17 protein-coding genes and 1 pseudogene are annotated in these 12987 nt (G+C 51.8%); 11 read left to right on the top strand and 7 right to left on the bottom strand.

All coding sequences use genetic code 11. From position 1 onward, the window contains the following. Positions 1–200 precede the first annotated feature (200 nt). On the bottom strand, positions 201–1370 hold the full coding sequence (locus AMR74_RS17790; RefSeq protein ID WP_082356903.1) for an NAD-binding protein: 1170 nt from the start codon (positions 1368–1370) through the stop codon (positions 201–203). Between the two features lie 213 nt (positions 1371–1583). Here AMR74_RS17790 and AMR74_RS15560 point away from each other — a divergent pair, with 213 nt between their 5' ends. Next, on the top strand, positions 1584–2753 hold the full coding sequence (locus AMR74_RS15560) for an AI-2E family transporter (RefSeq protein WP_053772967.1): 1170 nt from the start codon (positions 1584–1586) through the stop codon (positions 2751–2753). A 299-nt stretch (positions 2754–3052) separates the two neighbouring features. On the opposite strand, the gene AMR74_RS17785 is transcribed toward AMR74_RS15560, so the two are convergent. Beyond that, positions 3053–3445 carry a DoxX family membrane protein gene (locus AMR74_RS17785; RefSeq protein WP_077152390.1) on the bottom strand — a complete coding sequence of 131 codons (393 nt, stop codon included), beginning with the start codon at positions 3443–3445 and terminating at the stop codon, positions 3053–3055. A 138-nt stretch (positions 3446–3583) separates the two neighbouring features. Here AMR74_RS17785 and AMR74_RS17780 point away from each other — a divergent pair. The 3 genes and pseudogenes from AMR74_RS17780 to AMR74_RS17775 all read left to right on the top strand — a co-directional run. Beyond that, positions 3584–3870 (top strand): annotated as a pseudogene (locus tag AMR74_RS17780) (transposase); the annotation flags it as partial. 185 nt (positions 3871–4055) lie between these two features. Beyond that, complete coding sequence (locus AMR74_RS15555) at positions 4056–4835, top strand: transcriptional regulator TbsP domain-containing protein (protein ID WP_053772966.1); 780 nt, start codon at positions 4056–4058, stop codon at positions 4833–4835. A gap of 156 nt (positions 4836–4991) precedes the next feature. Then, positions 4992–5273 carry a helix-turn-helix transcriptional regulator gene (locus AMR74_RS17775; protein WP_077152389.1) on the top strand — a complete coding sequence of 94 codons (282 nt, stop codon included), beginning with the start codon at positions 4992–4994 and terminating at the stop codon, positions 5271–5273. 53 nt (positions 5274–5326) lie between these two features. Here the strand turns inward: AMR74_RS17775 and AMR74_RS15550 are convergent, their stop codons facing one another. Further along, on the bottom strand, positions 5327–5833 hold the full coding sequence (locus tag AMR74_RS15550) for a metal-dependent hydrolase (protein WP_053772965.1): 507 nt from the start codon (positions 5831–5833) through the stop codon (positions 5327–5329). 291 nt (positions 5834–6124) lie between these two features. Here AMR74_RS15550 and AMR74_RS19680 point away from each other — a divergent pair, with 291 nt between their 5' ends. The 3 genes from AMR74_RS19680 (at position 6125) to AMR74_RS19250 (ending at position 6965) form a co-directional block, all read left to right on the top strand. After that, positions 6125–6349, top strand: a complete 225-nt coding sequence (locus AMR74_RS19680) for a hypothetical protein (protein ID WP_053772964.1) — start codon at positions 6125–6127, stop codon at positions 6347–6349. Between the two features lie 9 nt (positions 6350–6358). Next, complete coding sequence (locus tag AMR74_RS19675; RefSeq protein WP_276203083.1) at positions 6359–6616, top strand: IS110 family transposase; 258 nt, start codon at positions 6359–6361, stop codon at positions 6614–6616. Positions 6617–6806: 190 nt separating this feature from the next. Then, positions 6807–6965: a hypothetical protein gene (locus AMR74_RS19250; protein WP_167551929.1), complete on the top strand. Its 159-nt coding sequence runs from the start codon at positions 6807–6809 to the stop codon at positions 6963–6965. 33 nt (positions 6966–6998) lie between these two features. Here the strand turns inward: AMR74_RS19250 and AMR74_RS19845 are convergent, their stop codons facing one another. Both AMR74_RS19845 and AMR74_RS19840 read right to left on the bottom strand, forming a co-directional pair. Beyond that, entirely contained in the window at positions 6999–7418 is a 420-nt protein-coding gene (locus tag AMR74_RS19845) for an IS630 family transposase (RefSeq protein WP_053772962.1), read from the bottom strand. After that, positions 7376–8008 (bottom strand): IS630 family transposase, encoded by a 633-nt coding sequence (locus AMR74_RS19840; protein WP_077152388.1) that lies wholly within the window; start codon positions 8006–8008, stop codon positions 7376–7378. The genes AMR74_RS19845 and AMR74_RS19840 overlap by 43 nt, the downstream gene beginning before the upstream one ends. A 909-nt stretch (positions 8009–8917) precedes the next feature. On the opposite strand from AMR74_RS19840, the gene AMR74_RS15520 reads away from it, so the two are divergent. Further along, positions 8918–9247: a hypothetical protein gene (locus tag AMR74_RS15520; RefSeq protein ID WP_053772959.1), complete on the top strand. Its 330-nt coding sequence runs from the start codon at positions 8918–8920 to the stop codon at positions 9245–9247. 208 nt (positions 9248–9455) lie between these two features. Here AMR74_RS15520 and AMR74_RS17760 read toward each other — a convergent pair whose 3' ends face one another. Further along, positions 9456–10205: an SDR family NAD(P)-dependent oxidoreductase gene (locus AMR74_RS17760; protein WP_077152387.1), complete on the bottom strand. Its 750-nt coding sequence runs from the start codon at positions 10203–10205 to the stop codon at positions 9456–9458. A 282-nt stretch (positions 10206–10487) separates the two neighbouring features. On the opposite strand from AMR74_RS17760, the gene AMR74_RS17755 reads away from it, so the two are divergent. Continuing rightward, positions 10488–11444 carry a squalene/phytoene synthase family protein gene (locus AMR74_RS17755; protein WP_240471200.1) on the top strand — a complete coding sequence of 319 codons (957 nt, stop codon included), beginning with the start codon at positions 10488–10490 and terminating at the stop codon, positions 11442–11444. A gap of 99 nt (positions 11445–11543) precedes the next feature. Here AMR74_RS17755 and AMR74_RS15515 read toward each other — a convergent pair whose 3' ends face one another. Then, a complete protein-coding gene (locus tag AMR74_RS15515) occupies positions 11544–12152 on the bottom strand; it encodes a TetR/AcrR family transcriptional regulator (protein WP_053772958.1) in 609 nt (202 codons plus the stop codon). A gap of 117 nt (positions 12153–12269) precedes the next feature. On the opposite strand from AMR74_RS15515, the gene AMR74_RS19665 reads away from it, so the two are divergent. Continuing rightward, positions 12270–12422, top strand: coding sequence for a phage terminase large subunit family protein (locus tag AMR74_RS19665; RefSeq protein WP_240471198.1), 153 nt, complete (start codon positions 12270–12272; stop codon positions 12420–12422). A gap of 55 nt (positions 12423–12477) precedes the next feature. Further along, on the top strand, positions 12478–12888 hold the full coding sequence (locus AMR74_RS17750) for a TRAM domain-containing protein (protein WP_082356901.1): 411 nt from the start codon (positions 12478–12480) through the stop codon (positions 12886–12888). The last annotated feature ends 99 nt before the right edge of the window (positions 12889–12987 follow it).

The raw sequence follows: 12987 nt of genomic DNA, 5'->3' as shown, positions 1-12987 counted from the left end.
AGTCCTTGATGGCAAATAGTATCTAAACGTTAGATTATTATCGTCACTAGGTGCTGAATCGTTTGGTATAACATCAATACCAACCGTTTTCTGATCAGAATATGACATCTGCGGAGAACTTCAGCAAAGAAAATTTCACTTGAGTCGCTGCGAGTCTCATACTGGTCGTTCGCCGCATAGTTCTAGCCATTTTTCTTTGATTACTTGTCTTGCAATCGTTGAACAACCTCCGTTGCAGCGTCTTGTTGGCTCCGAGCTGATTCTGCCAATAACTCTCCGCCCACAAGAGCCGGACTGATTACCGTATTGACCCCTACGAAGCGGAATTTCTCGATATTCTCTTTATTTGTCGCCGCAGCAACAATCCAGATATCGTCGTCTTGATTTCTCACGGTGATGGCTGTCATGATGTCTTCTGCATCGTTTTCTGTAGCAATAACGACGGCACGCGCTACATCTAGCCGAGCACGTTCGAATGTCGCATTTGATGTCCGAGAACCATGTAGCTCTAAAACATCTGGTTCAGTAACACTTAGTGCCTTATCGGTGTCAGAGATCACCAACAGTGGGCAATCACCCTGTAAATCATCAATAATCGGGATTGTTGATTGATCGTACCCAGCGATAACAATGTGATCTGAAAGCTGGTCAGGTTCAGCGTCGTTAGTCATTCCTAATGCCTTGCTGAAGCGGTTCTCAATGACGGGAGTTAAGAGTGTACCAAGCGCGACAGCGAACGTAACCGTACTAACGATTAAGACTGACAGGGCATACAAGCGGGCAAATCCGCTTTCCGGAACAGGTGTGGCGTCGCCGTATCCAACCGTGCTTCCAGTTACAATCGTAAAATAAAATGCATCTAATAGAGTGTCAATTCCACGGAAATCATTGCGAAGTGAATACGTTCCAATCGTACCGTACGCCTGCGCACCGACCAGAGCTAAGCCCGCAGCGATTTGTGTGTCAGTTAGTGTGATATTTCGGTCGAACACCTCTTTTTTAGTCAATAATACTATAAATACAATAAAAGAAAGCAGTACAAGCGGTGTGGAAAATGCGCTTGACTGAAGAACTCCCTGAATCGTTACCGTGAGAACGAGAAAAAGAGATGCGTACCATGCAGCCCGCCAGCGTCGCCGAAGACCGTAACTGGTGAGAAAAAGAAGGAACCCAGTTAGCGCCCCTGTAAAGCCAGCAGACTCTATCGCACTTGATGGCAACTGCTCGGCAATAAAATTAATTTTTGCGGCTCCTGTTAGCGTCGCCACACCTGTTACAATTGACAAAACAGAAAGTACAGCAACTAACTGTACAATTCCCTTCGTGGATTTTATATAACTAATTGAAACGGATTTTGCTGTGTCAATCACAGTTCTATCACGTAATTACGTATCGGGATTCTCAGACAATTCTGATGCTGTGAAGCCACCATCTTGAGCGAGATCTTACGTAACACGAGATCAATTGGATTCACTCTGGCCATAAGTTCTTGCTAGAGGAATAGAATCTTAAGTCCTGACAAACAAGAAGTCACCCACGCCACATCAACATACCTTTCTTGTAATGTGGCAATTAGTAGGTAAATGGAATATAGCTCAGGACTACGACGGCGGATCATCTTCGGAATTGGAGGGTTAGGATTATTAGCTGCTGTCATTTTTGTTTTAATCCAGTTTCAGGCGACGCTCATATTTACAATCTTTCTCTACTACGCAAGCCGCCCAATTTATCATAAACTCGAGAACCTCTCGCTTCCGTCGCGATTCCAAGGCCGTCGAGTTCCCTATCGGCGTCAAGGTCTTGCTATGGTTACAATTGCTATTTTCCTACTGCCGTTTCTCTTTTTGCTCACATACACCCTTGTACTGGTAGTACCCGAAATCCAACGGCTCGCTGGAGGGGATGGTCCCGGTGCAGCATACATCTCCGCACTACAGTCGGCACAAGGGAGTGGGCTCCCGGGTCCACTTGTAGGACTAGAAATTAGTGACATACTGGGGCTGAGTCCTGAGGAAGTCGTAGCAATCCTCAACGACCCCGCAGTTCAGACATGGGTCGAACAAATAGTTGCTACACTGACTGGTTCAGTCGGGTTCATCGCAAACGCAGCACTCCATGGATTCATTCTTCTGGCCGGGACATATTATATGCTTACCGACGGCTCACGGCTTGTAAACTGGCTCCTCGACAATTTTGATGAATCAGGTGTTGTCGGGTCATACGCAGTAGCTGTTGATGATGAACTGTCTTCCATTCTCTTCGGTAATATTTTAAACGCATTTGTGACGGGTATCATCGGAATTCTTGTCTTTTCTGGATACAATCTCGTTGCACCAGGAGCAGTAAACGTTCCATTTGCGCCCCTAGTCGGCGCACTCACTGGAGCAGGAAGTTTAATTCCTGTTGTGGGAATGAAAATTGTGTACCTCCCTGTCGGAGCAATTCTCGCGATAGCTGCTGTCACCAGTGGTCAGGCAAGCGCGTTCGGCTTCGTGCTCCTGTTTCTCGTTTTAGCGTTCGTAGTCGTTGATACAATTCCTGACTTTCTAATTCGCCCGTATGTGAGCGGCAACCGGACACATGTTGGGCTACTAATGTTTGCCTATATTCTCGGACCGATCGCGTTCGGCTTCTACGGGATTTTTCTTGGCCCAATACTGCTTGTTCTCCTCGCAGAGTTCTTTAGAACTGTTGCATCGTACGTGCTCACCGGCAGACAGCCACATGAACAATCAAGTCTCACGGACTACTGAATAGCCCTCTAATAGCAATGTCATCCGTCTTTAGTTAATACTCTAAGTAATCCTGTCTTGGCCCAGGTTCTGTTCGAATTCTGCCGACTTACTCTCGCTACGGCGAGAAATTCGTGTTTCTAGAGTCGGTTTATTGCTTGATTTCAGTGGATACAATGTTTGGCTCGGTTGATCAGTATGGTCCAACACTACCAAGTATATTTCTACCTGAGTATATTACTTCCAAGCTTAACTAAAGACGAATGACGATGGAGATCTCACCGCCATTCAATCGTACAAGAGAGTGGGTGGTGTGAGCGTTAGTCGTCTCTCGAACGGTTGAGGAATGCGAGCGCTGCGCCAAGAAGCGTGAGATTTTGAAGGAACGATGTGAGTTCTCCGTCACGCTCTTCCTCATCAACTGCCCAAAAGTCATGCATGAATGGCGTCACACCTAGCAAAAACGCAGCTACAGCGCTCGCCGAGAGTTTGGGGGCCTTCCACATGCCAATTCCAATCCCCCCGCCGAGGAGGAGAGCACTTCCTGCCGGGACGGACTTCTCTGCGTCGGGGACCCCTTTGGCATCGGCGTATGCCACCCGTCCTTCATGATTAGCGAAATTCCGCACAGCGAGCGCGACAAGGCCAGTCCCGAACAGCAAACGGCCAGGGAGAGGTGGTGTTTCTGTGTCGTCAGTATCAGTCTCAGACATTACTGTTTGGTAAATCGCTGAGCAATTTAACAGTCATGATCGTCGGACGCTCTTGGGTAGAGGATTGTTGCTCAGTTCTCAGCTGGAGCCAGAAGTCACAACAGGCCAGGGTGGCACGACCGCGTCACCCGACGAACGATGTTCCCTATCAAGACGCTCGTCTCGGAGCGTCGCGCCGTGAACCTGTTACAGCAGGTTCGCTGGCGCGACGGCATCTATTGCCCGCCTGCCGTGGCGAATCTGTGATTCGGTACGGCAGCTATCGCGTGTTTCAGCGGTATCTGTGTAAGGATTACGACCGCACATTCAACGATCAGACCGGCACGATCTTCGAACATTCTGCGGTGGTACTCAGAAAATAGTTTCTCGCAGTCTACATCTACATCCGCTTCAACACGAGTCTCAGGCAGCTATACGTAGAAGTGGTAGACTGCAAACCCTAATATCCCAACCCAGCGGCGCGTTGCCGTGGGATTCCCGTGTCTTCAGACGCGGGAGGATGTCAAGAGCGTACTCGAAACAGGATAGTCAGCGCTATCCCGTAACTGGCGAAGGAGTCCAACACTCAGATACCATATCTATTAAGTACATCTCCGCAAAGTAACAGAAAATGGCCAAACAACATATTTTCACACAGATGATCCCCGACCGAGACGAGCCAGCACTCTATATCAATCCCCGCTCTGAACAAATCGCAGCCTTCGCAGAGGAAGCAGTAACCGTTGAGGATCAGCCCAAGGTCCGGCTCCTCGCAGACTCCGCTGAAATCAAAGACGCCCTCTACAGCTTCCTCACGGCATCAAGAATAGCCGAACTCATCCACCGGGAGCAACTCAGCCTCCGGACACTCACGGAGCCAGTCCAGAATACCATCTTCACAACCGAGTCTGAGGCTGTCGTTCCTGTGATGGACAAGCACAGTATCTCGAGCTCGGACCCCGAACTGATCTCAACAGTCTACAGTGAGTTTGACTCCAGATTCGAAGCCGCCGAGCAGTATCACCTCCGGACACCCGCCCTCTCAGTAGTGAAAGAAACGCTCCGAGAAGAGATCGGCGACGACGTCGCAGACGAGCTCAACCAAGTCCTCGCACACGCTGAAGAGATTTCCAAGAGGAACGAATACCTCAGTATCGTCGAGATTATACTCATCCTCGCAGCCCGCAACGAAGTCCTCCTCTACGACATCTCGAAGTGGGGAGAAGATACGGGTATCGCTTCGAAAGCAACCTTCTCACGGGCCAAATCAGCACTCGAAGACGCTGACCTCATCGAGACTGAAAAAGTCCCAATAGATGTTGGCCGCCCACGCCTTCGACTTCTCGCAACTGACAAAATCGCTACGGTAGACCTGAAAACGCTCTCTACCGAGTTCCGGTCCACGTTGTAGCATCCACCCGACGACAGCGACGGGAATACGCTCATTCTCCAACTCAAGCGTGAGAGCAAACAGACAAAACCACCGCCTAGAGGGAGTGAGACGGGTTCCAGAACACGCGGTCTCCAGACCAATAGTATTTCAAAACTCGAACACGTAACATATGATATGTACGATCTCACTGGGTTTCAGCGAGACCTGCTGTACGTCATTGCCGGACTCGATGACCCTCACGGACTCGCGATCAAAGACGAACTCGAGGACTACTACGAAAAAGAAATCCATCATGGCCGACTCTATCCGAATCTCGATACGCTCGTTGAGAAGGGACTCATCGAAAAGGGGCAGCGCGATCGACGGACCAACGAGTACAGCACCACCCGTCGAGGCACGAGAGAGATTGAAGCTCGGGCTGAATGGGAAGCCAGGTATATTGACCACAGTGAGTGACTGAGCTGCCGTACTCGGACCACTCTCGGCGTTGTGAGGGCTTCACCTGCTGTTCAGACGCCGAGGGCGCCAGCAACAACACTGCCGGCAAGGAACGCGATCACTGAGGTGACGGCCCCAAGGGCGAGGAGCGCGTAGTTCGCGAGGGGATTCGCTGCCTTCGCGACATCAAGCGTGTACGTGTCATCTCGGAGCGGTTCGAACGGACGAATGCCCATCGGCGTAAGGACATCCGCGAGGAGGTGTCCGATGACGATTATGGCGCCGACCACAAATCCGAAACCGCCGAGCGCGATCGCACTGCCGACACCCATACTACTCCCGACGAGAGCCCCAGCGACGCCGAGAACGGTACCGACAAGAAGTGCGAACCACACGGTATGCGTTGGCCCACGGTGGCGGACAAACGGTACACGTTGATCCCAGTCGGGGATCATTGCTCCAGCGACTGTAACGGCGCCGCCAGCGATCGCTAGCTCCACAGCACCGGCCGCGACTACGAGAAAGCCGACTGGTGCGTACGCAAGCAGCGACCCACCGTAGTGTCCTGGTCGATGCATCTCGTCTATGGTGACGAACGCTATCGGTAATAGCCCTTCGGCATTTCCGGTGACAGTCACCCTCGCAACCGCTCTGAGGGGATGAAAGCCTGCTAAGTCCCCAGCGTGCGTGAAGAGGTACTGGGGTGGTCAAAGGCCGATGATTCAACAGCATCTTAGAACGCGTGGCTCTGATTGGCCTACCTGCCAAGGACGCACTATCATGGGAGGTCGCCCGGATGCCATCAGCATCCGGGCGGCGAGCCCGAATAGGTGTGGCTCCCTTCACGCATTTCCCACTCCAGAGGAACCATGTACTACCTCGGAATCGACCTTCATAAAGATGAGTCACACGTCGCTGTTTTGGACGACGATGCCGAGGTCGTCGAAGAGATTCGCGTCGCAAACGCGAATCTCGACGAAGTCGCCAAAGAATACGCTGGAGCCAAAGCTGCGATCGAAGCAACCAGCAACTACTACACGGTCTACGACACCCTCGACGAACATCTTGACGTGGTCGTCGCAGATCCGAGCTAAACCAAGGCGATCGGCTATGCTGAGGCGAAAAACGACCGGCTCGACGCGAAGTTGCTCGCGCAACTTCGCCGAGCCGGCATGATCGCTGAGAGTTACGTTCCGCCCGAAGAGCACCGGGAGCGCCGCGCACTCGTGCGCGGCCGGAAGCGATTAGTCGTGAAGCGGACGGATTTCAAAAACGAAGTCCACGCTGTTCTCGACAAACACGGGATCACCTACGACTGGGATCCGTTTAGTGTGAACGGGAGAGAAATCCTCGCCGAGTGATCAGCGTAACCTCTGAACATCTGGAAGGAATGTCTCGATCCAGTCACTGGCGAAGCTCAGCCGGTGACTCAACCGGAGAAGGCTTTGTTGAAATCCCATTCTTCAGACAGGTTCTTGTCTGAAACAGCTGGTCGCTGAACGTACCTATTGGCCATAAGAGATTTATGAACTCGTTGGGTTTGAATCAACTATGGCCCTCTCTCTGTCAGCAACTATCGTCTACAGCTTTGTCGCGTCTGCTATCGTCGGCCTCTCCTTTAGTTTTCTCACCGATCGTGTCTCCGTGAAAATGGGGCTTCTCTTAGCGGTTTCTACTACAACTGGTCAGGTAGTCGTGAGAATGCTGTGATCAGTATATCGAGCGCAACCGGGTCAGAATATATCACTTCTTGAGGATTTCAACAGAGCCTCGGAGAAACATCTCGGTGAGATACTCACGAAATTGATCTTTATCCTCGAATATTTTCGGTGAAATTTCGCGCTTGAGATCATTCCACAGCGGTTCGATTGCGTTCAGCGTCGGCGAGTACGGTGGGATGAAGACGAACTCGATGCCGAGTTCGTCGGCACGCTGTTGGGTGAGATTTGCGTGATGTGAGCCGTAGTTGTCTGCTACGAGCAGAATCCGCCCGACCGGATTCTGCTCGCGGATCTCTTCGAGCGCCTCCACTATCGTCTCCTTGACGAGCCGCTTTTTGTACATGATCACGCTCTGGCCAGTCAGCGCATAGAACCCGATCGACCGCCATGGAAACGTCACTAATGGCTTTTCGATGGTGACGGTCCGGTCGAACGACCACATTCGTTGAGAATTCTCGAATGGCTGTGGCCATGCCTCATCGAAAAAAAGCCCAGTACGACTGGATCCACCTCCGGTTGCTCATCCTCGCCGAGCGCCGCCTCGAGGCGCTCGGCGAGAATCTCGTCTGCATCGTCAGGACTGCATGGATCCATCGGACGAGGCTTCGCGTAGTTCATTCCGGCTTGGCGAAGCTTACGGCTGAGGTGTGCTGGGTGGTAGGTGACGCCGTAGCGATCTTCGATGAGTGTATGAATTTGCCGTAGCGTCCATGGTTGGCCTTTTTCGAGGAGTTCACAGAGCTCCTCGAACTGTGCCGAGGAGAGCTTCGGCGGCGGCAGGCCGCCGAATCTGGGACGGAGTCCTTCGACACCGCCATCATTCCATGCGCGAGCCCATCGACGTGTCGTAGCTCGAGAGATTCCGACGCGGTCGCCTGCTTGCTCGCGTGTATCGCCCACGTAGATATTCTTCACGTAGCAGAGTCGTCGGACGAGACGGGTCTCGTCCGCCTTCTGAGCTTCGCCGATCGCCTGATCAAGTTCCACCTCGGTCAAATGTCTCACGAGAAGACCACGCTGACTGCCCTTCATCGCATCCTAGAGGCTTTGAGAGGGGTCAACTCTTTCGCAGACTACTCAAGACACAGGTATTCTCCTTGATTCTGTATAATATGGGACCTTTTCCGGTCCATACTATTTCGTCACGCAGGCGCGCGAGGCGCCTGTCGCCCTCGACGGCACTACGAGGCCATCGAAGATGGTTGATCGAGACGATCGTTGCTGGGCTGTTCACGACGACTGAGGATACTAACAGTTGAATTCATTCATTCGGTATTGACAGCACCTCGCGCTAACAGTAGTTGCCAGCAGTAGTACTGTGACCCGACTCGAAGTCTGTCTTGAGTCACTCGGCCTGCTCCACCGGTAGGCGTTGTCAAGTTCCGGCAGCTTTATACTGACTAATTATTTAGTTAGAGTGCTGGTTACACCAGCAACCCCACTCCGACGCCATCTCCCTCGCTGTGATTCTCTTGGATCGCGGCCCAACGTCAAGTGGGACCAGGAGAAAAGCTCTCTGGAGGTCTGGAGGGCCCTCCAGAGCGGCTGGCTCTCTTTCAGAAAACTGGTCAAACACGACAACCAGTTACCTGATAATTAGCAGATGAAGGCGTAAGTCCCCAACTCGACAACCAAGGGCCGGACAGGCCCAAGCGCGGTAGATTGGATAATTCACTGTTCGCTCTTGTGGCGGAGATTGTTGGTGAGTCATAGCGCAGTTCCAAGAATCTTTTTCAGCGCTTCTTGCCCGTTTTTCGGAACGCTTCACCGCGGAGCTGAAAAGTTCGGAAATACGGTGCGAGGGCTCTGTTGAAATCCTCAAAAGGTGATATATTCTGGCTTACTGCGTTCAATACCACTCATATATCATTCAGGTTCAAACGTGTTTTAGCTTATCTTCTCTCAAATATTTATTAAATAATCAAAAGAAACTTAGGAGAGATGGATCAGTACGACCTATGGCTATTTCTCCCGATTACAACGATACTGTTCCCAGCGATACTGTTGACACTTACGCTGGTCGCACAGGACCCGCAGTATTTCCAAAACGGGATCTACCGTTTCTCGCTGGGATATTTTATCGTTGTAACCCTTGTGTATCCATACCTCATAATGCGCAGTTTGACGAACTCAGAGATGGTGCTATCTGACGCCAAAAAATATGCTGTTATAGTTGGTGTTTTGACACTCGGTGGTATCCCGCTCGGACAGGTAGTCTTCTCGCTAGTCTATGGTCTCGTCGTGTACCCCTCCGAAGCACCAGTCTCCTGAGGAAGTAAGAGACGAATAAAAGAATGCGCCGTCAATAAATTTCTCAACCAGATATGAGTGAATCAGCGGTCAGTTCGCAACTCTCATCGACCGGCTGTTTCAGGCGAATCTGTGTCTGAAGAATAGGATCTCAACAGAGCCACTGAGGAGGAACTCGCAGACGTGACAAAAGACCTCCTGTGACAGTTGTAGAGCCGCACTATCTGCGTTATTTTTGAGTTTCGCCGCCATCAACCGGGAGTGACTGCCCGGTAATGTACGACGCTTCATCGGAGCACAGCCAAACGATAACGTTGGCAACCTCCTCTGGAGTCGCAGCCCGCTTCATCGGAACTTCTTCGACAATTGAACTGCGTTCTGCTTCAGACATCGACTCCAAGGCTGGCGTCTCTACAATTGTCGGACAGACCGCATTGACGCGAACGTCATCTGTAGCGGTTTCTAAGGCTACTGTGCGTGTTAGACCGACTACGCCGTGTTTGCTGGCGGCGTACGGTGCCCGCCCGGGGCTCCCACGGAGTCCAGCCTTTGAAGAGACGTTGACGATGGCGCCGCCGCCGGTGTCCTCTAATGCGGGGAGTTCGTATTTCATACCGGCCCAGACGCCAGTCTGATTAATATCGAGGATGCGGTTCCACTCTTCCTCATTGATTTCTTGGACTTCGGCTGGTGTGTTTCCGACCGCAGCGTTGTTGACGGCGTAGTCGAGTCTCCCGTGTTTGTTGAGCGTGGCATCGACGAGAGCTTCAATTGACTCACTGCGGCTGGTGTCGACCTCGATGAAGGTTGCATTGCCATTCTCTTCTTTGATTTGTTCAACAGTCTCTTGCCCAGCCTCCGTGTTGATATCGGCAACGACGACTGTAGCTCCTTCAGTGGCAAATCGGTTGGCAGTTGCGCGGCCGATGCCGGAACCGGCGCCAGTCACGAGTGCGACAGAGTTCTCATAGTCGTACATCAAGTACTTATACTGAATATATAGTCAAGTAGTTTTTGGTATTTCCAGTAAACTCCAAATTTCTCTGTCCTCGTCGCCATTCTGTTGCCAAGAGAAGACGGTATATTTATATATTAACTGTTTGTTCACATTAACGAGTTCAAACAGCTGAGCGACTACCAATTCAAACACATGACGCGACATCAATCAGCCCCGTCTGAGCCTCCACTTGCCTATTGCCACGACGCCGTCCAAGACGTATCGCGCACATTCGCTCTCACCATCGATGCACTCGAGCCACCGTTGGCCGACCAGATCTGCGTTGGTTACCTGCTTTGTCGAATTCCGGATACGATTGAGGATGCAACCCACATCTCGGCGGATACTCAACAAAGGCTCTTGAGGACCTACTACGCGAGCCTCGACCCTGAATCACCAACGTCGAGCGAAGTGTTCACCCGTCAGGCCCGACAGTACATGCCAACTCGGTCTTCTGTAGCAGACTGGGCACTTGTCGGAAACACGGCGACCGTTATGGCCGCCTTCGAACAGTTCTCACAGGAGACACAGGAGGCAATGCGACCTCCTATCCGTGAAATGATCACGGGGATGATTCGGTTCACCGGGCGATACGCGGACGAGTCGGGAATTCGAATCCAAACGCATACTGAACTCCGAAGCTACTGTCACTACGTCGCCGGTACTGTTGGGGCACTAATCACGAACCTCCTCGCAAAGCAACCACTCACGACTTCCCGCGAGGAGGCCCTGCGAAGGAATGCCGAACATTTCGGTCGGCTCCTACAATTGGTGAACATTGCAAAAGACGTCCACGAGGACTACGTAATCGAAAACAACGTGTACCTCCCAGGTGAGTGGCTAGCAGCCGAAGGAATTCCACAAGATCAAATCATTCATACGGACTACCGGGACGAAGCTATATCGGTGCTTTCACGAGTCCTTGAGTTGGCTAATCAGCACCTCGACGCTGCTCAATCCTACATCGAAGAAATGCCCTTGGGCAACGGAAACACCGTCGTCGCATGGGCAGTTCCATATCTTCTAGCTGTTGGGACTCTTCGAGAACTCCGGACAAACCCCGGAACCGCATTTGCTCCGGAGACTGTGAAGGTATCGCGCACAGAGGTTCGGACCATCCTGAATGCGGCGTCTGCTACTGATCGGCAGTGTCTCACCTCCCTCCGAGAACAGATTACTGACAACCCGCTCGAAGAGCTACCACCTCGTCTCGCTCTCTGACAGTCCCCAAGCACTCTCCACCTGATTCCGGGGGCGACAAACGGGACTTGTGGACTCTGATGAGCTCAACTGGTGGCAGAAAAACCAGTCACGTCGTTTTTATTCGACTGCCGTTGAAATACGGTCGAGGTAAGCATCGATTGTGGCTTTCAATGGCTCAATCGACTGCTCTGGGTTGTACACTGTGAGGCGTCGGGCACGAATTCCGATAAGAAGTGAGAGGAGTGTTTCTGCTTCCACCTCAACGTCGACGTCGACAAACTCGTTGGATTCGATACCACGACGAAGAATGTCCTCGAGAACCATCCTTACCCTCTCTTCGACTTCTAGGTATTGCTCACGAACTGCCTCATCGTGTGGTGCATTCATTCGAAGTTCGAACATCGACAACATCAGTCGATAGGGTTCTTCGTTGACCGTCGTTGGGAGGAGAAGTTCGATAAGATCGTCAAGTTCCTCGCGAGGTGACGATCCTTCTTCGGGGAGGGTCGCAAGAAATCCACCGAGAATGTATTTGAGGAAATCAACGAGAAGATCATCTCGACCGTCGTAGTGGTAGTAAATAAGGGCTTTACTACGGTCAAATTCATCGGCGATGTGCTGGATAGTGAGGTCGCTGTAGCCGTGTTTCTTGACGGCGATGTGGGTAGCTTCCATGATGTCCCGTTTTCCGGGATCCATGTCGTCGCCGTAGTTTTCGAAACTCATTAGATGTACATGTTGTTTCAAACGGCCTGTCCCTTTTGATTGTTCTGCGAATTGGACTCTGTTGGCTCTGTTGAAATTCGGTTGGAAGGAACACTGTCACACGCTCTTTCCACTCCGATGAACGCTGACGAATCGCCACTCGGCCGCTGTCCAGAATGTGGTGAAGAGATCTCGGAAGCGTGGGTTCTTCTTGAGTACGAGAAGAACGACGGTACCGAGGGCGTATGGACTGAGTGTCCGGCATGCGGGGATGTTGTAGCCCCGGAGTAGTCGCAGACAGCAGAGTAAAGTGCGCTACGCCCCGTCTACTGTGTACGGTATTCAAATGAAGATCTCAGAAGAACTTCACTGTCTGTTCTCGGGGAAGATCGAAGACCGCGATGGGTCATATGTAGTTGAAATACCGGAGCAAGAGGTCCGTCTTGGGGGGCTGCAGGCTGATGAGACGTACCGTGTGGCCGTGCTGTCGGCACCCACGATCAACGAGAACGATACTGACGCTAACCCACAACCCGAGCAATCGACACAAACGCCACCTGTTGAAGAGGGTGAACAACGCACCGTCGAAATCGAAGACATTGGGGACCAAGGGGATGGCATCACGCGTGTTGACCATGGGTTCGTTGTTATTGTTCCTGACACGAAACAAACTGAACGTGTGACAATCGAGATTACCGATGTACGCGAAAATGTCGCCTTCGCTGAAGTTGTCGAGCGCATCAGTTACTACGAGTAGTCTAAAGCGTTCATTCTCTCTGTCTGCGGACGGGACTGCGTGACCGATACTCACTCTTCAGCAACCAACTGTTTCATACGATATTGCGTCGGAAGAACA

It is taken from the genome of Halorubrum tropicale, assembly GCF_001280455.1.
Lineage (GTDB): Archaea > Halobacteriota > Halobacteria > Halobacteriales > Haloferacaceae > Halorubrum > Halorubrum tropicale.
This window is presented reverse-complemented; position numbering and strand designations above follow the sequence as displayed.

What these genes read in the sequence shown, in the direction of transcription:
- AMR74_RS15520 (WP_053772959.1), top strand. Translation starts at nt 8,918, where the DNA reads ATGGATCAGTACGACCTATGGCTATTTCTCCCGATTACAACGATACTG.
- AMR74_RS15550 (WP_053772965.1), bottom strand. Translation starts at nt 5,833, where the DNA reads ATGCATCGACCAGGACACTACGGTGGGTCGCTGCTTGCGTACGCACCA.
- AMR74_RS15555 (WP_053772966.1), top strand. Translation starts at nt 4,056, where the DNA reads ATGGCCAAACAACATATTTTCACACAGATGATCCCCGACCGAGACGAG.
- AMR74_RS19680 (WP_053772964.1), top strand. Translation starts at nt 6,125, where the DNA reads ATGTACTACCTCGGAATCGACCTTCATAAAGATGAGTCACACGTCGCT.
- AMR74_RS17775 (WP_077152389.1), top strand. Translation starts at nt 4,992, where the DNA reads ATGTACGATCTCACTGGGTTTCAGCGAGACCTGCTGTACGTCATTGCC.
- AMR74_RS17760 (WP_077152387.1), bottom strand. Translation starts at nt 10,205, where the DNA reads ATGTACGACTATGAGAACTCTGTCGCACTCGTGACTGGCGCCGGTTCC.
- AMR74_RS17785 (WP_077152390.1), bottom strand. Translation starts at nt 3,445, where the DNA reads ATGTCTGAGACTGATACTGACGACACAGAAACACCACCTCTCCCTGGC.
- AMR74_RS19665 (WP_240471198.1), top strand. Translation starts at nt 12,270, where the DNA reads ATGAACGCTGACGAATCGCCACTCGGCCGCTGTCCAGAATGTGGTGAA.
- AMR74_RS15560 (WP_053772967.1), top strand. Translation starts at nt 1,584, where the DNA reads ATGGAATATAGCTCAGGACTACGACGGCGGATCATCTTCGGAATTGGA.
- AMR74_RS19845 (WP_053772962.1), bottom strand. Translation starts at nt 7,418, where the DNA reads ATGTGGTCGTTCGACCGGACCGTCACCATCGAAAAGCCATTAGTGACG.
- AMR74_RS19840 (WP_077152388.1), bottom strand. Translation starts at nt 8,008, where the DNA reads ATGAAGGGCAGTCAGCGTGGTCTTCTCGTGAGACATTTGACCGAGGTG.
- AMR74_RS17750 (WP_082356901.1), top strand. Translation starts at nt 12,478, where the DNA reads ATGAAGATCTCAGAAGAACTTCACTGTCTGTTCTCGGGGAAGATCGAA.
- AMR74_RS19250 (WP_167551929.1), top strand. Translation starts at nt 6,807, where the DNA reads ATGGCCCTCTCTCTGTCAGCAACTATCGTCTACAGCTTTGTCGCGTCT.
- AMR74_RS15515 (WP_053772958.1), bottom strand. Translation starts at nt 12,152, where the DNA reads ATGAGTTTCGAAAACTACGGCGACGACATGGATCCCGGAAAACGGGAC.